The following is an 18,290-nucleotide window of genomic DNA, read 5'->3' as shown; positions in this document are numbered from 1 at the left end:
GCGCGTAGCACTGCCGACTGAATAACACATCCCCGTCAATACGGTTCTTGCTGCACGCTTACTATTCGCCTGACGGATAAGCAGATTCTGATAGAAACGGTTTCAGGTGAAAAAATGGAAATGTGTAACGGCCGAAGTGCCTATAAACATGGGTATTCTTATCCGGAAAGTACAAAAAACTTTATCAAAGATAAAAAATATCCCTATGGTAACTGGTAAGTAACAATGAAAATAATAGCTAAAATAATTTATAGATTAACCATTGCGTTAATGATAGCCGGATCAGTCCAGACAACAGCGAAAGAAAAAATATCACTGCTTGCACCCTATGATGAATGGTATTTCAATTTTTTCTACCCTAATTCCTTGCCAGCAGAAGTCACCTATGTGGAATTATTAGATACTGATGGCATCTATTATCAGTTCAGAACGCTGGATGGCACTATCCCTGTCTCAACAACAATAGGACAATGGCAGGAAAATCTTAGTGGTGGAATGACGGCATTCAATAAAGCCAAAAACCCCCCTATGTCTATCCATTTCTGTTGGGACTCAGTGATCGACAAAAAAATGTATGAGACCTGGATAACGCTTGCGGGAGAAGTCTGGAAATTGATGCTCACACCTTATTCACCACCTGGCAGTGGCAGTGAAAAGTATTATCTGCGGTATCTGTTAATCGGTCTGGCTCCGGAGGGGAAAATTGGAGTATGGCTGGAGAAACATGACAAACCCAATATTCGCCTGACGGATAAGCAGATTCTGATAGAAACAGTTTCAGGTGAAAAAATGGAGATGTGTAAAGGCCGAAGTGTCTATACGCGTGGGTATTCTTATCCGGAAAGTACAAAAAACTTTATCAAAGATAAAAAATATCCCTACGGCAACTGGTAGTTAACCAGTTGCACAATTTCTTAAAGAGGAACGGAAAAGCATTTTTGTGGGTTAATAACCACAGGCATAAGTCTTAACCCACTCTGCCACTTCCGCCCACTCACCGCGAAAAACAACTTTTTCCGCTTTTTTCTCAAGCTGATAGCGATACATCGGGTCGTAATACTCTTCAAGCAGTGGCACTAGCCAGGCCAAATGACCATCAGTGCTGCCGGTTGCGAGTTGCGTTGCCAGCGCCGCATTCAGCCGGGCAGCCAGTTCGTTATATCGCTGTAGCCCCAGCCGACGTTTAATCGCCGAAAGACCATGATGCAGATATTCGCAATATTCTTGCCAGCCCTGCTCATCACCATAAACGTGGGTAAAGTCATGATGCATACGCAGGAAATACTCTTCATTCAGGCGTTCAAGACGGATCTCAAACGGATCTTCTATCACCGCAATCGCCGCCTGAGTCATTCGCTCGCGCAGACATTCCGGCAGGTGATTCGAACCGATCATCCGGCTTTCATCTTCCAGCACCCACAAGCGCAAATCCTGACGGGCGTCGGTTTTTAGCATTTCGGTAGCCAGCAGGTTTTCAAAACTCGCCTGGGTAAGTTGTGGTTGTAACGTGCGACCAAACGCCGAGCCGCGATGACGCGCCAGCCCTTCCAGATCAACACCGTTCGGCTGGTGCTGCACTAACCGCGTTTTACCGCTGCCGGTACAACCGCCAATCAGCACTATCGGTTTTTGTGACAGTTCAATGGTCGCCTGAATCGCGGTCTGGCGCAGTACCTTATAACCCCCCTTCACCAGCGGATAATCAATCCCCGCTGCATGCAACCAGCTTTGCACAATATGTGAACGTTGACCGCCACGAGCGCAGCAGAGAATACCTTGCGGGTTTTGCAGGCACGCTGCCCACCAGGCGTCCATGCGCTGCTGACGAATTTCACCCGCCACCAGTTTATGCCCCAGTGCCAGCGCCGCGTCTGGCCCTTGCTGTTTATAGCAGGTGCCAACGGCGGCGCGTTCATCGTTATTCATTAACGGCAGATTGATAGCGGCGGGCATTGCGCCTTGCTCAAACTCGATGGGGGCGCGAACATCAATAATGGGCGTATCAGCAATCAGCAGGGCACGATAGTCCTGTTCCGTGTGTCTCTCTTGCATAGTTAAAAGTGAACCTCAAATCAGCTTGCACGCTATTTTACGCGCCAACGCGCAAGGAAACTTGATTTTTAACTGCGTGGATTGCCGAAAATTTCTAAAAATCCGCTGATTTCCGGCCTGCGCTGGCACGTTTGGCTCGTATCTATCAGTTGGCGATTGACCACGGTAACGGGCCGCAGGACGTGTTGGTTGGGGGGAATGCCATATCTGGCATTTGTATCGGATGCGCCGCTGATGCGGCTTATCCGACCTACAAAGATCACTGTTCCCGTAGGCCGGATAAGGCGTTTACGCCGCATCCGGCAAGAAGCAAGTACCTGATTAATTGAACTTATTCTGCGCCCACACCACGCCGCTGGCATACTCCGGCGGCAGCAGCGGGATTAATGCTTCCAGCGTCGCGGTCAGACGCGATGTGTCGCTGTCGGTCAAATTCAAATGTCCCACTTTACGGCCCGGACGGACTTCTTTGTCGTACCAGTGCAGATGCACCAGCGGCAGTTTCAGCCAGTCATAATTCACATCGCTACCAATCAGGTTGATCATCACCGACGGACTATTCACTACCGGTTGTGGTAACGGCAGGTCGGTAATCGCCCGCAGATGCAGCTCAAACTGGCTAATGCTGGCACCGTTTTGCGTCCAGTGACCACTGTTATGCACACGCGGAGCCAGTTCGTTGATCAGCAGACCTTGCGGCGTGACAAAACACTCCATCGCCATCACGCCCACATAGCCCAGCTCTTGCATAATCGCCGACAGCATCTCTTCGGCCTGCGCCTGCTGCTGCGCGTTGGCCTGCGGGAAAGCGACGCTGGTGCGCAAAATACCGTCCTGATGCAGGTTATGCGTCAGCGGATAAAACACTGTGCTGCCGTCAAAGCCGCGCGCGCCAACCAGCGACACTTCGCCAGAGAAGTTAATGCCCTGCTCGACAATACATTCACCGTAGCATTCAGCCGGTAACTGTTCGGTTTCATCGGCACGCAAACGCCATTGACCGCGACCGTCATAGCCACCAGTGCGACGTTTAACAATCGCCAGCTCACCTAAACGATCAAACACCGCAGGCCACTCGCTGCGATCGGCAAGTAATTGCCACGGTGCGGTCGGCAGGTGAAGCTTGTCGAAAAGCTGCTTCTGAGTCAGACGGTCGGCAATAATCGGGAACACATCGCGGTTCACAAAGGCTGGATGGCGCGCCAGCTCGCGGGTTAATGCGGTTTCCGGCCAACGTTCGATCTCAGCGGTAATCACGCTTTGTTGAAAAGGCACTGCTGCCGGTTCAGCGTCCAGCCCGACCGGCCAGACAGCAATGCCTAACGGTTCGCCTGCCTGACGCAACATACGGCCTAACTGCCCGTTACCGAGGACGCAAACCTGTTTCATGCCGCACCTCGCGGGTCCGGGTTTTCCAGCACTTCATCAGTTTGTGCTTTGTGCCAGTCATTCAGACGCTGGTGCAGTTCTTTATCATGAGTCGCAAGAATTTGTGCCGCCAGTAACGCCGCGTTTGCCGCGCCAGCTTTACCAATCGCCAGCGTACCCACCGGAATGCCGCGCGGCATTTGTACGATGGAGTAGAGGCTATCGACACCGCTTAGTGCGGCGCTCTGTACTGGCACGCCCAACACTGGCACCAGCGTTTTGGCGGCAATCATGCCTGGCAGGTGCGCTGCGCCACCCGCGCCCGCAATAATTACCTGATAACCATTCTCTTCGGCGCTTTCGGCGAAGCTGAACAGTTTATCGGGAGTGCGGTGAGCAGAAACCACTTCAACGTGGTGCGGGACATTCAGGATTTCGAAGATTTCGGCGGCGAACTGCATGGTAGCCCAGTCGCTTTTGGACCCCATCACGATGGCGACACGCGCCGGATTATTGCGGGAAGACATGCGTCTTAAAACTCCTGTGGTGCACAACTCTCGGCTTTAGAGGGCACAGAGAATAGCACGGAAAGAGAGCAAGGAAAACGGTTGCGTAGGCGGAATTAACCGTCAGTTGTTGAGTTTTTAATTTGTTCTGCGTGTTGATTATGCGCTCTGGCTGAACTGGCAAAGAATGCCCATATCAACACAATGCTCCATGGCAAAAAGCAAATACCGACAATCAATATAAATCTTTCTACAAAGCGTTGGTTATGGGGGCGGGTGAGTACTAAATAAATGAGCCAGAAATAGACTATCCAGGAAATGACCGCCGCAGCTACCAGTGACAATGCGCCAAAATAGAAGCCGACAAGACCGAACCAGCTAATACACAGTGGCGCTCCTGCCGTAAGGGCGATGCCAGAAATCAAAAATCCGTTGCAGCGTTGCATAATAATATTCCCTGTTGTTATTTCACTCAGAGATTATTACCTTGCTGATTTTAAAAAAGATATACAGGTTGCGTTAGTTCGGTGCTTTTTCAGAATCTGTCCATTCGTGGTCAGAAAGGAAAATGGATTAGCTCAACATCATCCGCTGTGACTTTCACCATCGAACCTTCTGTATGCCACGCACCCAGTACCACGCGAAAAGCAGGTTGTTGATTGGCGATAAGTTCATGGACCGCCGGGCGATGGGTATGCCCGTGAATCAACCATTGCACCTGATGCTTTTCCATCGCACTGACCACCGCGTTTTGGTTAACGTCCATGATCGCCAGCGATTTACTGCTGTTGGCTTCTTTGCTGTTCGCTCGCATCCGCGCGGCAATACGTTTGCGCACAAACAACGGCAGGGCGAGGAATAGCATTTGCAGCCAGGGGGTGTGGACTTTGGCGCGAAAAGCCTGATAACCCACATCGTCAGTGCACAGCGTGTCGCCATGCATAATCAACACCCGACGACCATAAAGTTCGAGCACCTTTTCTTCCGGCAATAACGTCATGCCGCTTTCACGGGCAAAGCGTTTGCCGAGCAGAAAATCACGGTTGCCATGAATGAAATAACAGGGAACGCCGGAATCGGATACCGCTTTGATCGCTGCTGCCATCTGGCGATGAAGAGGGTTGGGATCGTCGTCGCCAATCCACGCTTCAAACAGATCGCCAAGAATATACAGTGCGTCGGCCTTGCGGGCTTCTCCCGCTAAAAAACGCAGAAAACCGGCGGTGATCGCCGGTTCTTCCTCGCAGAGATGAAGATCTGCAATAAAGAGTGTCGCCACGATTACTCGCTAACGGTCACGCTTTCAATGATAACGTCTTCTTTTGGCACGTCCTGGTGCATACCGCTACGACCAGTTGCGACACCTTTGATTTTGTCTACTACGTCCATGCCTTCAACCACTTCAGCAAACACGCAGTAGCCCCAACCTTGCAGGCTTTCGCCAGAGAAGTTCAGGAAGTCGTTATCAACCACGTTGATGAAGAACTGCGCAGTTGCAGAGTGCGGTGCCTGAGTACGGGCCATTGCCAGCGTACCACGGGTGTTTTTCAGACCGTTGTTGGCTTCGTTTTTGATCGGTTCTTTGGTGGTTTTTTGCTTCATGCCCGGCTCAAAACCACCGCCCTGAATCATAAAGCCGTTGATAACACGGTGGAAAATGGTGTTGTTGTAAAAACCTTCGCGGCAGTAGTCCAGGAAGTTTTTAACTGTTTCAGGTGCTTTATCGTCAAAAGTCTTGATGACAATATCGCCGTGATTAGTGTGAAAAGTAACCATTTTTGCATCCTGTTCCGTTTGATTGGTGCTTCAACCCGGTTCGGGTCATATATAGGGGGGAGTTATAGCATAACCGCACGATCGGATCATCACGCAATGTATGCTGATTCGCGCGGGAAATATGGGTATTATACGCAACTCAATTACCCACACATGTCTAAACGGAATCTTCGATGCTAAAAATCTTCAATACTCTGACACGCCAAAAAGAGGAATTTAAGCCTATTCACGCCGGGGAAGTCGGCATGTACGTGTGTGGAATCACCGTTTACGATCTCTGTCATATCGGTCACGGGCGTACCTTTGTTGCCTTTGACGTGGTCGCGCGCTACCTGCGTTTCCTCGGCTATAAGCTGAAGTATGTGCGCAACATTACCGATATCGACGACAAAATCATCAAGCGCGCCAATGAAAATGGCGAAAGTTTTGTGGCGCTGGTGGATCGCATGATCGCCGAAATGCACAAAGATTTTGATGCTTTGAACATTCTGCGCCCGGATATGGAGCCGCGTGCGACGCACCATATCGCAGAAATTATTGAACTCACCGAACAACTGATCGCCAAAGGTCACGCTTATGTAGCGGACAACGGCGACGTGATGTTTGACGTACCGACCGATCCAACTTATGGTGTGCTGTCGCGTCAGGATCTCGACCAGCTGCAGGCAGGCGCGCGCGTGGACGTGGTCGATGACAAACGCAACCCGATGGACTTCGTTCTGTGGAAGATGTCGAAAGAGGGCGAACCGAGCTGGCCGTCTCCGTGGGGGGCAGGCCGTCCAGGCTGGCACATTGAATGTTCGGCAATGAACTGCAAGCAGCTGGGTAACCACTTTGATATCCACGGCGGCGGTTCGGATCTGATGTTCCCACACCACGAGAACGAAATCGCTCAGTCCACCTGTGCTCATGATGGTCAGTATGTGAACTACTGGATGCACTCCGGGATGGTGATGGTTGACCGAGAGAAGATGTCCAAATCGCTGGGCAACTTCTTCACCGTGCGCGATGTGCTGAAATACTACGACGCCGAAACCGTGCGTTACTTCCTGATGTCGGGTCATTATCGCAGCCAGCTGAACTACAGCGAAGAGAACCTGAAGCAGGCGCGTGCGGCGCTGGAGCGTCTCTACACTGCGCTGCGTGGCACAGACAAAACCGTTGCTCCTGCCGGTGGCGAGGCGTTTGAAGCACGCTTTATTGAAGCGATGGACGACGATTTCAACACCCCGGAAGCCTATTCCGTGCTGTTTGATATGGCGCGTGAAGTGAACCGTCTGAAAGCAGAAGATATGGCAGCGGCGAATGCAATGGCATCTCATCTGCGTAAACTTTCTGCTGTATTGGGCCTGCTGGAGCAAGAACCGGAAGCGTTCCTGCAAAGCGGCGCGCAGGCAGACGACAGCGAAGTGGCTGAGATTGAAGCGTTAATTCAGCAGCGTCTGGATGCCCGTAAAGCGAAAGACTGGGCGGCGGCAGATGCGGCGCGTGACCGTCTTAACGAGATGGGGATCGTGCTGGAAGATGGCCCGCAAGGGACCACCTGGCGTCGTAAGTAATTGTGCTATTGCCGGATGCGAGTTCTCGCATCCGGTTATCGCCTGCTCCACCACAACATTCCCATCAGCATCATCCCCGGCAACCATACCCACATCAATTCGGAAATAATCACCTGATGTCCGTACGGCGTGGTGTAACTCGACAACGCGAACGGCGCGACTTTTATCACTTGCCAGGGAGCGAAAAAGCGTGCATCTGACCATGGCCACAACCAGCCTACGCCTTTACCGCCTGTGGTTATCGAATCCAGTAAACTGTGTGACAACAGCGATACGGTTAAAAACAGCCAGCAGCGAATTAGCCCTGCCCGGAACCATCGTCGGCCAATCAGCACGCACAGTAGCGGAACCACGAAAGCAAAAAGCAGCGAGTGGGTAAACCCGCGATGACCAAAAACATTGCCGTAAGCAATGCCAAATTTAAACGACAATACGTCGGCATCGGGCAGCATGGCAAGGACGACTCCGGCAAATAACAGGCGCGGAGGGATGACTTTCGAACCCAATCCTAAACCAATGCAAAGGGGAACGGCGGCGTGCGTAATAACGGTTGGCATGATGATCGCTTCGGCAAAATGTCGATGCTATCAGCTTGGATGAACGGGGCGTAGAGGGCAAAAGTCTGAAAAGAAAACCGGCCTGTTGATACAGGCCGGGAAAGGGATCAGGCAACAACCTGTACGCTGTGACCTGCAAAACTCACTGTCTGACCGGCGACGATTTTGCAGCGTTTGCGCGTTTCAACCGCACCGTCGACTTTCACCTGGCCTTCGGCAATCGAGATTTTCGCCTGCGCGCCGCTTTCGCTCCAGCCTTCCAGTTTCAGCAAGTCGCACAGTTCAACGTGCGGGTGTTTACCTAAAGAAAATGTCGCCATGTTACTCACCCTGTGGATCATGATACTCAACGCACGCCTGTAGCGTGTTTTCAATCAGCGTGGCAACCGTCATCGGGCCGACGCCGCCGGGAACCGGAGTAATGTAAGACGCGCGCTTAGCCGCGTCTTCAAACACTACGTCACCCACAACTTTGCCATTTTCCAGACGGTTGATGCCGACATCAATCACAATTGCGCCTTCTTTGATCCAGTCACCGGGAATAAAGCCAGGCTTACCGACGGCGACGATCAACAGATCGGCATTTTCTACGTGATGACGCAGATTTTTGGTGAAGCGGTGAGTCACGGTGGTGGTGCAACCTGCGAGCAACAGTTCCATGCTCATTGGGCGACCGACGATATTCGATGCGCCAATCACCACGGCGTTGAGGCCGAAGGTATCAATGTTGTAACGCTCAAGCAGCGTGACGATACCGCGCGGGGTGCAGGGACGCAGACGCGGCGCGCGCTGGCACAGACGACCGACGTTATAAGGATGGAAACCATCCACGTCTTTATCCGGGTGAATTCGTTCCAGCACTTTGACGTTATCAATACCCGCCGGTAACGGCAGTTGAACCAGAATACCATCGATGGTGTTGTCGGCATTCAGCTCATCGATGAGCTCCAGCAGTTCCGCTTCGCTGGTGGTTTCCGGGAGGTCATAAGAGCGGGAGACAAATCCGACTTCTTCACAAGCCTTACGTTTGCTTGCGACATAAATTTGCGATGCAGGGTTACTACCCACCAGCACAACGGCCAGTCCCGGTGCCCGCAGTCCGGCAGCAATACGCGCCTGAACTTTTTGAGCTACTTCAGAGCGCACCTGCTGCGCAATCGTTTTACCGTCAATAATCTTTGCTGCCATCAGAGAGAGGATTCCATCTGTTACGTAGGTCGAAGGGGATGCACCTATTTTGTCAGAAGCGGGACGCGCTGTCAGGTTTCGTTTTCTGAAAAGCAAAACCTTCTGTACCTGGCTGACTCACAATCAAAATGATAACCGTCGTTGGTTTGCTGCTGTAGTGAGCGACATCAGATGCGGTCGTACACTTGTTCAGCAACCGATTCAAAAGCCATTGACTCAGCAAAGGTTGACCGTATAATTCACGCGATTGCAGCACATTGTGGTATCAACGCGCCCTTAGCTCAGTTGGATAGAGCAACGACCTTCTAAGTCGTGGGCCGCAGGTTCGAATCCTGCAGGGCGCGCCATCAAAATTCAATTAGTTACACCTTCTTTATTTCTTCCATAATTCCAGAGTAGGACATATTTGGGACATCATCACCAGAATGTCGTCTATTTTCCTCGCGTACTCCGTCAAATGATTAGGCGCAAGGTGAGCATATCTACGCATCATTTCTATGGCTCCCCATCTTAAATACTCCTGCAGTTGTTTACTAATTTGTCAAAAAATAGTCTCAACGTACGGTTGAGCTTCAAGCCCCTGAGTCACCTGTTGGTATGAAAGACTGGGGCAGACTGTCTCATCATGATTTGCTCAAGTCTGTCACTCATTTGTTTCATATAGTTATCTATTTCTTCTCGTTTGTACCCAAAAAGCTCTCCCATTTCACGCGCAATAACAAGCTCAGACTTAACAGCCTTTAACTCTGGAGTTGCGCCAGTTAGGTTCTGCATAATCTCTCTTTTTTCACGATATAGCTCTATGTACCGATCTGCCCGTAGCTCTCCCTGGGGAGTATCGTTTCTATATATAATAACAATATACAAAAATGCATTATTTTCTTTTGGAAATATTTTGCAATTAATAAATGGAAGTTCAGATAATGCATGTAGAACAGGAGCGTATAAAGAGTCAACAGAAAACTCCCCCATTGAACGTTTTCCAGATATAACTGTTAGCCAACTTCCTTCTGAAGTATTCGCTTCGTCTCTGGAAATAGGCTGAAAGTTCTCAGGGCATGGAGCACACATCGTTTTTATATAATCAAGGTGTCTGGCTTTCTCATTTATAAACTCCTCCTTAAACATCGCCTCACCTCTGTTTACACCAGATATATATTTTTTATCGTATATATTTGGCGGTTCATTAAAGAAATCACTACTAACTTGTGGATAAATGTTCCTCACAACATCTTCAGTCTTTGTGGTATTTGTAGAAAGTATTCTCTGAACATCTGTACTGGTGCTTATCATTTATATATCCATAATGTTGGTCATATCATAAGAACATGGGTTTTTCCATGAACTACCAGAATACATACTGGTATTTGGCAAAATATTTTTATGTTTAAACTCTATGAAGTCACAAAAATCATTATAATTTTGCAATGATGAATAATTAAAGTGTTGCCTTATCCCCTTTCCAAGGCCATCATAATATGGATGTGCATCTACTTTGTCCTTCATAATTTCAAGACCAGCAAGTAAGGCGGGGTGATTACTGCGATCAACAACTATCGCACCATTTTCAATACTTTTCTCCCCATTATTATTAGCAACATGCACTGCAATACCATCAGCTACATGCAGGACACCTAACTTGCCGGTAAGGACCATATCTGCATCAAGATATATACACCCTCCGCCGGGTGACACATTACCACATCCTGCTTTACCTGATTCAGTAAATAAACTACCCGCTTTCAATACTGCTAAATTTCTAAAAAAATCAAACCATGTATGGTCTTTCTTTTCTGCATAGAATTTAGTCAAAGAGTCACTGTCATCAGAGATATTATTCAGCTCGTCTTTTAGCAAACTCAGTAGATAATTATCCCTGTTTTTCTCCGGAAGAGACTCTTGCTTACGAATGTTTTCAAGATAAATTTCGGAAAGGCATTTATCATACATGCTAAAGTCAACATCTTTCCGAAAAATCACTTTTATATTTTGATAGTCGCATTCAAGCTGGAGAAGCGCATTTTTCTGTTCGGCTGTAAAATCCCCATCAACCAGTATACCTATTACTCGCTCATTTTCTATTTTAGACGCATGTATAATATTATTTAGATATGGGTGTTCTTTAGTATTCAATATTGGTACCTCATTATGCCCATAGCGCTTCGGATTCGCTTCAAACCATTGAAAAAGTATAGGTGTGTTTTCATCTATCGCTTTCAGTGGGTATTCTTTCCCGGCAAAAGATACTGTCTGGGGAGAGGTGCTGGTTTGTGAAGAGTACTCTCCGGTGAAATGAGATTGAGCTACATGTAATGGAGATAACATAGAATTCTCTGGCTGGTTACAGTGTTTCAGTAAGATACAAAAAATCATACTATAACATTATTTACGGACAAAGCTGACCTCTGCAGTTTTGAAAAGAACAGAGACCGGCATGGACTTCCCCCTGTATTCCCAGACTGTCGTGGTCAAGTAATATTGGCCACGGTTTTACAGTAAAAACGGTATCTGTTCTCTGACTCTTCTGGCGTCAGCCCACCGTTATAATAGTGAGGTCTGACGCTGTTGTCGTAGTTCAATATGCAACCATTAATTTGCTGCCGGGCCTCGTCCTTGCCTGCGTAACCATCCGTCGGTACTCATTCTGTTTTCAGACTGCGGAAGAAGCGTTCCATGGGACTGTTATCCCAGCAGTTTCCTCGCCGACTAACTCGAGTGGTCGGTAAAACCTGCGTTATAGTTCGTAAACGTTCGTCTGACAGGATGCTGAAAGGATGAATGAGTTGCCAGATACACAAAAAAAAGAGTTTATTTCCAGTTTTTTGTTGTCATGTCAGGATGATGTTTGTTACAGCTATTTAAGTTTGGAGTTCATATTAAAATAGGGAGTTTTGTTATGCCATTAATCTCAGGTATTAACTCATCTTCATTCAATACTGGAATCGAGAGTCTTCGTGCTCAAATAATCACCAGTGGTCATGGAGTTATTACATTGGGAGGAGAGAGGGTTAGTATCACATATAATGAAACGGATGATCTCTTTCTGACGAATGAGGGCAATAACAGCTTGCTTTCTTCATTATTGCTTACAGGACTTAATAGTGGTCCTGAAGCGCTCAGGGTGAGAATGTTAAATATGCTTTCAGACTCAGGTGAAACACAACAGCAAGAGAGTATTCAGGACAAAATATTGCAATGTAAGTTTCCTGTTAATACAGAGAGCCTTCAGTGCCCATCTAGTGCAGTTCGATGCCCAATTACATTGGAAGAGCCAAGGGAAGGAGTCTTAATCAAAAACTCCGAGGGTTCGCAAATCTGCACAGTATTTGATTGTGAGTCATTTTCTCGCGTGGTTAATGAAGGTTCAGTTCACCCACTGACACGAGAGCCAATAACCGCAGCAATGATTGTGAGACCTGACGAGTGTGCGTATGACCCCTTAAAAGGGAACTTCATTATAAAAGATAGTTAAAATATTTTTTGCATGAAATAATATTGATTTTCGATATTTTATATAAAACACCACAGACGCTCAAAAAAATCAGAGGGTGCCAGTGGTGGGTAAAATAATATGATGCGCGAGTTATTTTTCATGAGTTGGAGAGAAAACAATAAAGGTAAGTAGTATTATATCGCAAAATACCGGGCGCTTTCTGGTGCCGCATCGTTCAGAGCTTCAGTGTATAATGGCTGAAATACGTAATGATCCTGTGAGATTTCTGGAAGAAAACCTAATTTTTAATCCTCAGTGTTATACCCATCATGGTGATACCTCTTTTATTTCCGTTGATATTATAAGAGAGGATGGCTTGTTAAGGCTAAAAGAGACGGAAACTAATATGGCCAATAGTGATCATATTCTGTTTACAGGTATTCGTGATACAGATGCTCAGGAACGCTTTGATGCACCAGCAGTCATAAGTTTGAGTAATCAGTGTTTAAGCCTCCGGTGAAATGATAGTTATCAAACTATCCAGCAAAGTTCACCGTTATGGCTAACCAATCAGCAAAGCGGCTGTAGTGTTCTCATTGTTCGCCATGGATTATCAGAATCTGGAGAACAGCAGTATTCAATGATACATATGCGCCCAAGAGATAGTAGCGATTTCATAGATGAACTTACGCCAGTGCTTTACGCTAATACTCAGGAGATTTTGCTGGAGAGGGATATTCAGCGTACTCTTGCTAACACCTTTCCCAATGAACATCCAGAGGCCTTTATTTTGGTTCCGTCAGCGGAAAAATTTATTGTAGATGGCAATTGTACTCAATTGATTGGTGTTGGTAATGAGCTGGGGGAGTTTGATTTTTACAGACAAGTTTATCCTGTGACAGGAGGAGAGCATCAGGTTGAAGCCTTGATGTGGACATATTTTCCTGTATAAAAACGTTCAGGATTATTTTTTGAGTGGGTATATGTTAACATTCAGTCTGACTGATTCTGGAAGCGTAATGATGAATGGCTCGCCCAATCTTAAAGAACATGATATGTCGGGGTATACTTTTGCACCTTTATCAAGGAGTTCACCCATTGAGGTTACAACCCAGCTACTATCTTCTGTTGTATCGTATTTTCTTTGTAAGTTGGCATTGCTGTTGAGTATCTTGTCATTGAATATATTCTTTTCCATTACCATGAAATTTAGAGCGTTTCTGGATTCTTCCTTTGCTATATCAGCAGAGCGTCTTGGTGTGCCTATAGTCATATCAAAAGCATTTTTATGTGGATTATACCAGTCAATAACTTGTGCAACGGTTTCTTTATGTCCTTGAATTGTATTGTTTTTTAGATCGGTAAACTGATTACTTTGGATTCTTACAGCAACGTAATTTCGTTTTATATTAAAAATAGATAAAACTTTTTCTGTAATGTAATTTTCTTTTATTAAATCAGCATTTCGATATGATAATAGTTTCACCGGTGTGGGGGTTGGGATTATTTTTTTATTTAACATCTTTCCCGTTCGTTCTGTTTTTGTTAGGGAATATGATATTTTTTCGTTTCTTAATGTATTGCTAATTAATGATAAGCAGTTCTTTATAATTGGCATGATAAATTCTTTGTCTCCATATGGATGAACTTTTGATGGGAAGTCTTATATTGCACAAAATAAATTAGTTGTTATCATGTTTACAGTTAATTGTCTAGTAGTTGTGTCATTTTTATATTTTATTATTGATTCTTGTTAGGCATAGCCATAATGTGTGATGATGTGGTGTAGCAAAACAGAGATACATAAAGTTTGCTACATGTTTTGTCGCAGGTCACTAAGTGCATCTAACTCATTGATTAATAGTGGCCCGAAAGATTGGTGATATATCGTGGCGTAAGACTGCCTGGCAGAAGGAGCAGGGCAGATTCTCCCTCAGGAGAATCTGTAATCAGTATACAATCAATATATTCCCACTTCATATTTTTCGTAAACCCCAGATCAGGGTCGCAGCGCATATGATCCCATCCGGTGTAATTTTTCACTTCGGGGACTTTATTGGGGATACCCTGCCAGTTGGGTTTATGTGCATCAGTTGACCAATGATCAGGACTATCTACTGAATTCCATGAGGTGTATTCTTCTCCCCAGTTCAAACCCGAGGTACCGGGCATCAGGCGATCATGCTGTTGTTCACCATAAACATCTTTGTAAGTATATGGTATACCGCCTCCCCCTGGTTGAAGCCGGGGGTCGTCAAACGGTTTTGAGCTGATATACAGATCCCCCCATTTAGTCAGCATAAAACCTTGATCGTTAACGACAGTAAATGAAACAACATCCTGGTATAATGGATTTGTATTTTCACCTGCAACAAAGGTTATCCCGAAGCTGTCTTTACGTTCAGGAATTTTTTTTCCATAAGGATCTGCCCCACCTCCGGGTGAAAAACGTGCATTTTGCCAGGTTTTACCATAATCTTTTGAAATGATAAATCCCGACACATCCCAATAAGTGATAGAAATATAGCGTTCCGATGGATGAACATATTTTCTTGTGAAAACCCGATAAAACTGACTGGTAACCTCGGTATGTATACCCTTCCGGGTATCAGTGTACCAGAGTGCCCCCTCGCAGTTAAAACCTGTCAGTTCCAGGTAACGATGGTCGTCAAAACGATAAACCACCTGCGTTGGTGGTTGCCGACGTTCTGAAACAGCGTGACAGGCAATTAACAGCGACGCCCCCGTTATGATGAGAAGCCTTTTTGCTTTCATAAACTCGTCTCCATTCAGTCCAGCGGTTCCGGCATATCCCACTGAAGCACCATTTTTTCCGCAGTTTCCGGTTTGCCATTGATCTGCCCGAGGACCAGACTGTGCATTGTCGAGAACGCACTAATAACATGAATCGCTCCCCTGCGGCGACTCTTGTTATAAGAGTGCCGGAGTGTTTTTCCATCAATTGCGATGACGTCTTTATCATCTGAAGAATGGCAGTCACGCATTCCGTTAATAAAGCACTCGTGAAATTTTGCAGGACTGATACAGGATACAACTCGGGCAATGGTATCGTGAACAGGAATACCATTTTCAAAATCACCATATTGCTTCAAAAAATCGAGATGTGTTTCCCCAAAATCCTCTATATCTTCCCAGCCTTCTGCACCAGAAATGACCGCGCAAATAGTCAACAGAAGAATATCCGACAATTTATGTTCCACTTTCCAGGCTTGTCTGTAATCGGGGATAATAGATATATGTTCCATCAATTTTTTAAGATCCATTTTGTTATCCTTATTTATGTAAGGAGTATTTGAACATGTATAAGCAATAAAAAACAGCCTCAGGTAATAAGGAATATCTCAATTGTTGAACATAAAATGCGAATTATTTAGTACGAAAAGTGTACTTCTGATGATCTTTCCCTGACTTCACCGCCTTTCAGTCGCCCTCCGGCATATAATGGTGCAGGCGCACGCTGCCAGTAACGTTCATCCAGATCATCCGGCAGTAATGGCGATTGTTCTTTCTGCCAGCGGTCATCATATGTCCCGGCAAATTGCAGTCGCCCCGGCCAGTGTCGGGGTATTGCACCAAATCCCGGCATTGTCTCATCGCCATAGAACTCAATATTGGGCAAAACGGATATCCCGGTTTCAGGCACAGAGTCAACAGTAATGCCTGCCGGATTAAAATCACTCTTATAAGCCGGAAAATCATCGCCCCGGCTCATTTTGTTGTAACTGAGAGGCATTTTATTGAAGGGTTGCGGTTCATTATAACGTTTACCGTTCCACACTCTGTCGCCGTAAACTCGGGCAAGTCGGAAAACGCTGCCAACTTTCAGTCCCACAACCACATACGTGGCAAATTTTCCATCAGGTACAATGGCATGTCCGTTCAGAATAATATCTGTGGCATTTTTTACAAGACCAAGGTCGGTATCATATAACAGTGTGTTGCCATCAGGGTTCATTACTGGCCCAACATTAACTTGCTGCGGGGTATCAGATAAAGTTGTCGTACCGTCAGGCTGTATATCCCAGGTTGCTTTTAATGCCACCGTCCAGATTTCTTCCCCCTGTCTGCCACGAACCCAGGCTCTGGTTACAGCATATGGCGTCTGGTTTTTTATCTGCCACATATTTTCTTCTCCGGCTAATCAAAACGCTTTAGCCATTTATTTAATTCCGTTTCATTATCAAAAGGGGCATCGAGTTTAAGGAATTTACGACCACGATAATCATTGACTCGCACCGGACGAATTAATTTGGCAACTTTTTTGTATCGCTCAGGGATAAAATTATTATAGGTATCTCCACACTGGGGAAGTGGCCCAGCTATTATAATAATACCACCTTTCCATTTCTCAATATAACACTCAGGCTCAATTTGTTTCTTACAATACTCCAGACCACCAAGCTCCTCCACAATTTCATCATTTAAAATAGTCAACCAGTTAACACCTTTAACGCGATTAAAACATCCTTGAGTTGCATGAATAAGATCAATTCTATTTATATAATCAATACCAGGATGGCGTTGCATCAAAGCGTAATAATAACTCGCCCCGCTTCTTCCAATAGTGGGACAGAAGTAAAGCCCAGCATTTCCATGTGCAGGCTGTATCTGATTACACCACTGGAAAGCCATTTCAAGAAGTGAATCAATATGCAACTTACCATTATCATCCCTTAGCGACATTGTCGCCCAAACAGCCGAAAGTTTATTATCTTCCGCAGGTCGCCCCCAGAACAAGCCATTCCACGGAGAAGCGTTGAATAATTCACCATGATACTGATCATCAAAAAAAATATAAGGATTATACTGAGTATTGTAATTAAAATTTTCCAGTTTGTTACGCATTGTGGTCAAAAATTTTGATGTAATCTTCAATATTCTACCAGAAGGAGGTGAACCATAATAATTAAGTTTTGATGAAAAGCGAGAGTAATAATCCTCAAACAATACAGCCATCTGAGGATAAAGGACATGTGTATCTCGCGGCGGAATATACATTTCCAGGCCCAAACTAATCCTTGCAGCTATTGCATTTACGCCTCTAATAGCAACATCATCTAACTGGCCTAATGTCAATATCTGTTCATCATTTAACATATCTTGTATTTTATTTATACTATACATACAGCGGCACCTTTTATACTATTAAGAATGGCCATTATAATAAAAAACACTATATACCCAATAAACCTCAAGATGCGGGTTTGAGTACCTGAAAGTGATCGTTTATTCGGGATGCCAGAGAATCCGCTATACCCGGCAGCGTATGACTGAAAAATTCAAATATTGCGTCCCTGAACTCTCGCGTACTGCTGAAGTAGCGATTATTCCGGGCATGTTCGTTCATTAATTTCCACATTCGTTCTATCGGATTCAGGTTTGGACTGTACGGTGGGAGATAATGGAGCTGTATATTCACCACTTCTGCCCAGTCTTTTACTAACTGTGAACGGTGGTAACCTGCGCCATCCAGAATGACGTGGATTTTCTGGTTATAATCAGGATAAACCTTACGTATCTCATTGAAAAAACGGGATACATTGTACTCATTAATCGTTTTATATTCGCAGATTAACGGGTGTTCCGGGGCTTTCAGATCCAGCGCCCCCATGATATTCAGGTGTGTGCGGCTGCCTGTTGTTTTTACTGATTTTTTCTGGCCTTTACGTATCCAGCCATAGCTGATTTTAGTGGCCTGAGTCGGATGGACTCCATCAATAAAAAGAACCGGTTCATCACCCACAGTTGTTTTCAGTTCCTCATAATATTCGTAACCGGCTCATTTAAACCGTCTGGTCTGTTTCCTCCGGCTCTACAAAAATAATGTCCA

Annotated in this window: 20 protein-coding genes, 1 tRNA gene and 5 pseudogenes; 7 read left to right on the top strand and 19 right to left on the bottom strand. The window is 46.0% G+C overall.

Translation table 11 applies throughout. From position 1 onward, the window contains the following. Positions 1-270 precede the first annotated feature (270 nt). Positions 271-894, top strand: coding sequence for a DUF2931 family protein (locus A7090_RS00270; RefSeq protein ID WP_446718718.1), 624 nt, complete (start codon positions 271-273; stop codon positions 892-894). A gap of 51 nt (positions 895-945) precedes the next feature. On the opposite strand, the gene mnmH is transcribed toward A7090_RS00270, so the two are convergent. Then, positions 946-2,052: a tRNA 2-selenouridine(34) synthase MnmH gene (mnmH, locus tag A7090_RS00265; protein ID WP_105272581.1), complete on the bottom strand. Its 1,107-nt coding sequence runs from the start codon at positions 2,050-2,052 to the stop codon at positions 946-948. Positions 2,053-2,183: 131 nt separating this feature from the next. On the opposite strand from mnmH, the gene A7090_RS26345 reads away from it, so the two are divergent. Continuing rightward, positions 2,184-2,381 carry a hypothetical protein gene (locus A7090_RS26345; RefSeq protein ID WP_241957256.1) on the top strand — a complete coding sequence of 66 codons (198 nt, stop codon included), beginning with the start codon at positions 2,184-2,186 and terminating at the stop codon, positions 2,379-2,381. Here the strand turns inward: A7090_RS26345 and purK are convergent. The 5 genes from purK to ppiB all read right to left on the bottom strand — a co-directional run bounded on the left by purK (position 2,374) and on the right by ppiB (position 5,702). Further along, positions 2,374-3,441, bottom strand: coding sequence for a 5-(carboxyamino)imidazole ribonucleotide synthase (purK, locus tag A7090_RS00255; RefSeq protein WP_105272580.1), 1,068 nt, complete (start codon positions 3,439-3,441; stop codon positions 2,374-2,376). The genes A7090_RS26345 and purK overlap by 8 nt on opposite strands. Next, positions 3,438-3,947 (bottom strand): 5-(carboxyamino)imidazole ribonucleotide mutase, encoded by a 510-nt coding sequence (purE, locus tag A7090_RS00250; protein WP_048948219.1) that lies wholly within the window; start codon positions 3,945-3,947, stop codon positions 3,438-3,440. The genes purK and purE overlap by 4 nt, the downstream gene beginning before the upstream one ends. A gap of 95 nt (positions 3,948-4,042) precedes the next feature. Next, the gene (locus A7090_RS00240; protein WP_105272579.1) at positions 4,043-4,372 is read right to left on the bottom strand and encodes a hypothetical protein; all 330 of its coding nucleotides are present in this window, start codon (positions 4,370-4,372) and stop codon (positions 4,043-4,045) included. Positions 4,373-4,482: 110 nt separating this feature from the next. Then, the gene (lpxH, locus tag A7090_RS00235) at positions 4,483-5,205 is read right to left on the bottom strand and encodes a UDP-2,3-diacylglucosamine diphosphatase (RefSeq protein ID WP_105272578.1); all 723 of its coding nucleotides are present in this window, start codon (positions 5,203-5,205) and stop codon (positions 4,483-4,485) included. A gap of 2 nt (positions 5,206-5,207) precedes the next feature. After that, the gene (ppiB, locus tag A7090_RS00230; RefSeq protein WP_059225529.1) at positions 5,208-5,702 is read right to left on the bottom strand and encodes a peptidylprolyl isomerase B; all 495 of its coding nucleotides are present in this window, start codon (positions 5,700-5,702) and stop codon (positions 5,208-5,210) included. Between the two features lie 173 nt (positions 5,703-5,875). On the opposite strand from ppiB, the gene cysS reads away from it, so the two are divergent. Continuing rightward, positions 5,876-7,261 carry a cysteine--tRNA ligase gene (cysS, locus tag A7090_RS00225; protein ID WP_000912345.1) on the top strand — a complete coding sequence of 462 codons (1,386 nt, stop codon included), beginning with the start codon at positions 5,876-5,878 and terminating at the stop codon, positions 7,259-7,261. A gap of 35 nt (positions 7,262-7,296) precedes the next feature. Here the strand turns inward: cysS and A7090_RS00220 are convergent, their stop codons facing one another. The 3 genes from A7090_RS00220 to folD all read right to left on the bottom strand — a co-directional run bounded on the left by A7090_RS00220 (position 7,297) and on the right by folD (position 9,006). Beyond that, positions 7,297-7,818: a metal-dependent hydrolase gene (locus A7090_RS00220; RefSeq protein ID WP_105272577.1), complete on the bottom strand. Its 522-nt coding sequence runs from the start codon at positions 7,816-7,818 to the stop codon at positions 7,297-7,299. 107 nt (positions 7,819-7,925) lie between these two features. After that, entirely contained in the window at positions 7,926-8,138 is a 213-nt protein-coding gene (ybcJ, locus tag A7090_RS00215) for a ribosome-associated protein YbcJ (protein WP_105272576.1), read from the bottom strand. Position 8,139: 1 nt separating this feature from the next. Continuing rightward, positions 8,140-9,006, bottom strand: coding sequence for a bifunctional methylenetetrahydrofolate dehydrogenase/methenyltetrahydrofolate cyclohydrolase FolD (folD, locus tag A7090_RS00210; protein WP_105272575.1), 867 nt, complete (start codon positions 9,004-9,006; stop codon positions 8,140-8,142). 270 nt (positions 9,007-9,276) lie between these two features. Between folD and A7090_RS00200 the strand changes: the two genes are divergently transcribed. After that, a tRNA-Arg gene (locus tag A7090_RS00200) sits at positions 9,277-9,353 on the top strand. 15 nt (positions 9,354-9,368) lie between these two features. Here A7090_RS00200 and A7090_RS26340 read toward each other — a convergent pair. The 4 genes and pseudogenes from A7090_RS26340 to A7090_RS00180 all read right to left on the bottom strand — a co-directional run. Then, positions 9,369-9,532: pseudogene (locus A7090_RS26340) on the bottom strand (integrase); the annotation flags it as partial. 59 nt (positions 9,533-9,591) lie between these two features. After that, entirely contained in the window at positions 9,592-10,299 is a 708-nt protein-coding gene (locus tag A7090_RS00190; protein ID WP_105272573.1) for an NleE/OspZ family T3SS effector cysteine methyltransferase, read from the bottom strand. Beyond that, entirely contained in the window at positions 10,300-11,331 is a 1,032-nt protein-coding gene (locus A7090_RS00185) for a non-LEE encoded effector protein NleB (protein WP_105272572.1), read from the bottom strand. Positions 11,332-11,474: 143 nt separating this feature from the next. Next, positions 11,475-11,717 (bottom strand): annotated as a pseudogene (locus A7090_RS00180) (integrase core domain-containing protein); the annotation flags it as partial. 185 nt (positions 11,718-11,902) lie between these two features. Between A7090_RS00180 and A7090_RS00175 the strand changes: the two are divergent. The 3 genes from A7090_RS00175 to A7090_RS00165 all read left to right on the top strand — a co-directional run bounded on the left by A7090_RS00175 (position 11,903) and on the right by A7090_RS00165 (position 13,391). Then, a complete protein-coding gene (locus A7090_RS00175; RefSeq protein ID WP_105272571.1) occupies positions 11,903-12,478 on the top strand; it encodes a T3SS effector NleG family protein in 576 nt (191 codons plus the stop codon). Between the two features lie 214 nt (positions 12,479-12,692). Beyond that, positions 12,693-12,959 (top strand): hypothetical protein, encoded by a 267-nt coding sequence (locus tag A7090_RS00170; RefSeq protein ID WP_241957255.1) that lies wholly within the window; start codon positions 12,693-12,695, stop codon positions 12,957-12,959. 120 nt (positions 12,960-13,079) lie between these two features. After that, positions 13,080-13,391 carry a hypothetical protein gene (locus A7090_RS00165; RefSeq protein WP_241957254.1) on the top strand — a complete coding sequence of 104 codons (312 nt, stop codon included), beginning with the start codon at positions 13,080-13,082 and terminating at the stop codon, positions 13,389-13,391. Between the two features lie 12 nt (positions 13,392-13,403). Here A7090_RS00165 and A7090_RS00160 read toward each other — a convergent pair whose 3' ends face one another. The 6 genes and pseudogenes from A7090_RS00160 to A7090_RS00130 all read right to left on the bottom strand — a co-directional run. After that, positions 13,404-14,057, bottom strand: a complete 654-nt coding sequence (locus A7090_RS00160; RefSeq protein WP_105272570.1) for an EspJ family T3SS effector ADP-ribosyltransferase — start codon at positions 14,055-14,057, stop codon at positions 13,404-13,406. A gap of 374 nt (positions 14,058-14,431) precedes the next feature. Continuing rightward, positions 14,432-15,214, bottom strand: a pseudogene (locus tag A7090_RS00155) (T6SS immunity protein Tli3 family protein); the annotation flags it as partial. 56 nt (positions 15,215-15,270) lie between these two features. After that, a pseudogene (locus tag A7090_RS00150) lies at positions 15,271-15,723 on the bottom strand (ISAs1 family transposase); the annotation flags it as partial. 107 nt (positions 15,724-15,830) lie between these two features. Beyond that, on the bottom strand, positions 15,831-16,583 hold the full coding sequence (locus A7090_RS00140) for a DUF2169 family type VI secretion system accessory protein (protein WP_105272569.1): 753 nt from the start codon (positions 16,581-16,583) through the stop codon (positions 15,831-15,833). Between the two features lie 14 nt (positions 16,584-16,597). Beyond that, positions 16,598-17,584: a type VI immunity family protein gene (locus A7090_RS00135; protein WP_105272568.1), complete on the bottom strand. Its 987-nt coding sequence runs from the start codon at positions 17,582-17,584 to the stop codon at positions 16,598-16,600. 67 nt (positions 17,585-17,651) lie between these two features. Next, positions 17,652-18,230 (bottom strand): annotated as a pseudogene (locus tag A7090_RS00130) (IS630 family transposase); the annotation flags it as partial. Positions 18,231-18,290 lie beyond the last annotated feature (60 nt).

It is taken from the genome of Escherichia sp. MOD1-EC7003 (assembly GCF_002965065.1).
Classification (GTDB): domain Bacteria; phylum Pseudomonadota; class Gammaproteobacteria; order Enterobacterales; family Enterobacteriaceae; genus Escherichia.
The sequence above is the reverse complement of the archived record's forward strand: the minus strand, read 5'-3'. Positions and strand labels throughout refer to the sequence as shown.

Excerpts from the sequence above, each read along its gene's own strand:
- A7090_RS00170 (WP_241957255.1), top strand. The coding sequence starts at position 12,693 with ATGGCTGAAATACGTAATGATCCTGTGAGATTTCTGGAAGAAAACCTA.
- cysS (WP_000912345.1), top strand. The coding sequence starts at position 5,876 with ATGCTAAAAATCTTCAATACTCTGACACGCCAAAAAGAGGAATTTAAG.
- A7090_RS00165 (WP_241957254.1), top strand. The coding sequence starts at position 13,080 with ATGATACATATGCGCCCAAGAGATAGTAGCGATTTCATAGATGAACTT.
- A7090_RS00270 (WP_446718718.1), top strand. The coding sequence starts at position 271 with ATGATAGCCGGATCAGTCCAGACAACAGCGAAAGAAAAAATATCACTG.
- A7090_RS00140 (WP_105272569.1), bottom strand. The coding sequence starts at position 16,583 with ATGTGGCAGATAAAAAACCAGACGCCATATGCTGTAACCAGAGCCTGG.
- A7090_RS00160 (WP_105272570.1), bottom strand. The coding sequence starts at position 14,057 with ATGCCAATTATAAAGAACTGCTTATCATTAATTAGCAATACATTAAGA.
- A7090_RS00240 (WP_105272579.1), bottom strand. The coding sequence starts at position 4,372 with ATGCAACGCTGCAACGGATTTTTGATTTCTGGCATCGCCCTTACGGCA.
- ppiB (WP_059225529.1), bottom strand. The coding sequence starts at position 5,702 with ATGGTTACTTTTCACACTAATCACGGCGATATTGTCATCAAGACTTTT.
- folD (WP_105272575.1), bottom strand. The coding sequence starts at position 9,006 with ATGGCAGCAAAGATTATTGACGGTAAAACGATTGCGCAGCAGGTGCGC.
- A7090_RS00220 (WP_105272577.1), bottom strand. The coding sequence starts at position 7,818 with ATGCCAACCGTTATTACGCACGCCGCCGTTCCCCTTTGCATTGGTTTA.
- A7090_RS00175 (WP_105272571.1), top strand. The coding sequence starts at position 11,903 with ATGCCATTAATCTCAGGTATTAACTCATCTTCATTCAATACTGGAATC.
- A7090_RS00185 (WP_105272572.1), bottom strand. The coding sequence starts at position 11,331 with ATGTTATCTCCATTACATGTAGCTCAATCTCATTTCACCGGAGAGTAC.
- purE (WP_048948219.1), bottom strand. The coding sequence starts at position 3,947 with ATGTCTTCCCGCAATAATCCGGCGCGTGTCGCCATCGTGATGGGGTCC.
- ybcJ (WP_105272576.1), bottom strand. The coding sequence starts at position 8,138 with ATGGCGACATTTTCTTTAGGTAAACACCCGCACGTTGAACTGTGCGAC.
- A7090_RS00190 (WP_105272573.1), bottom strand. The coding sequence starts at position 10,299 with ATGATAAGCACCAGTACAGATGTTCAGAGAATACTTTCTACAAATACC.
- mnmH (WP_105272581.1), bottom strand. The coding sequence starts at position 2,052 with ATGCAAGAGAGACACACGGAACAGGACTATCGTGCCCTGCTGATTGCT.
- purK (WP_105272580.1), bottom strand. The coding sequence starts at position 3,441 with ATGAAACAGGTTTGCGTCCTCGGTAACGGGCAGTTAGGCCGTATGTTG.
- A7090_RS00135 (WP_105272568.1), bottom strand. The coding sequence starts at position 17,584 with ATGTATAGTATAAATAAAATACAAGATATGTTAAATGATGAACAGATA.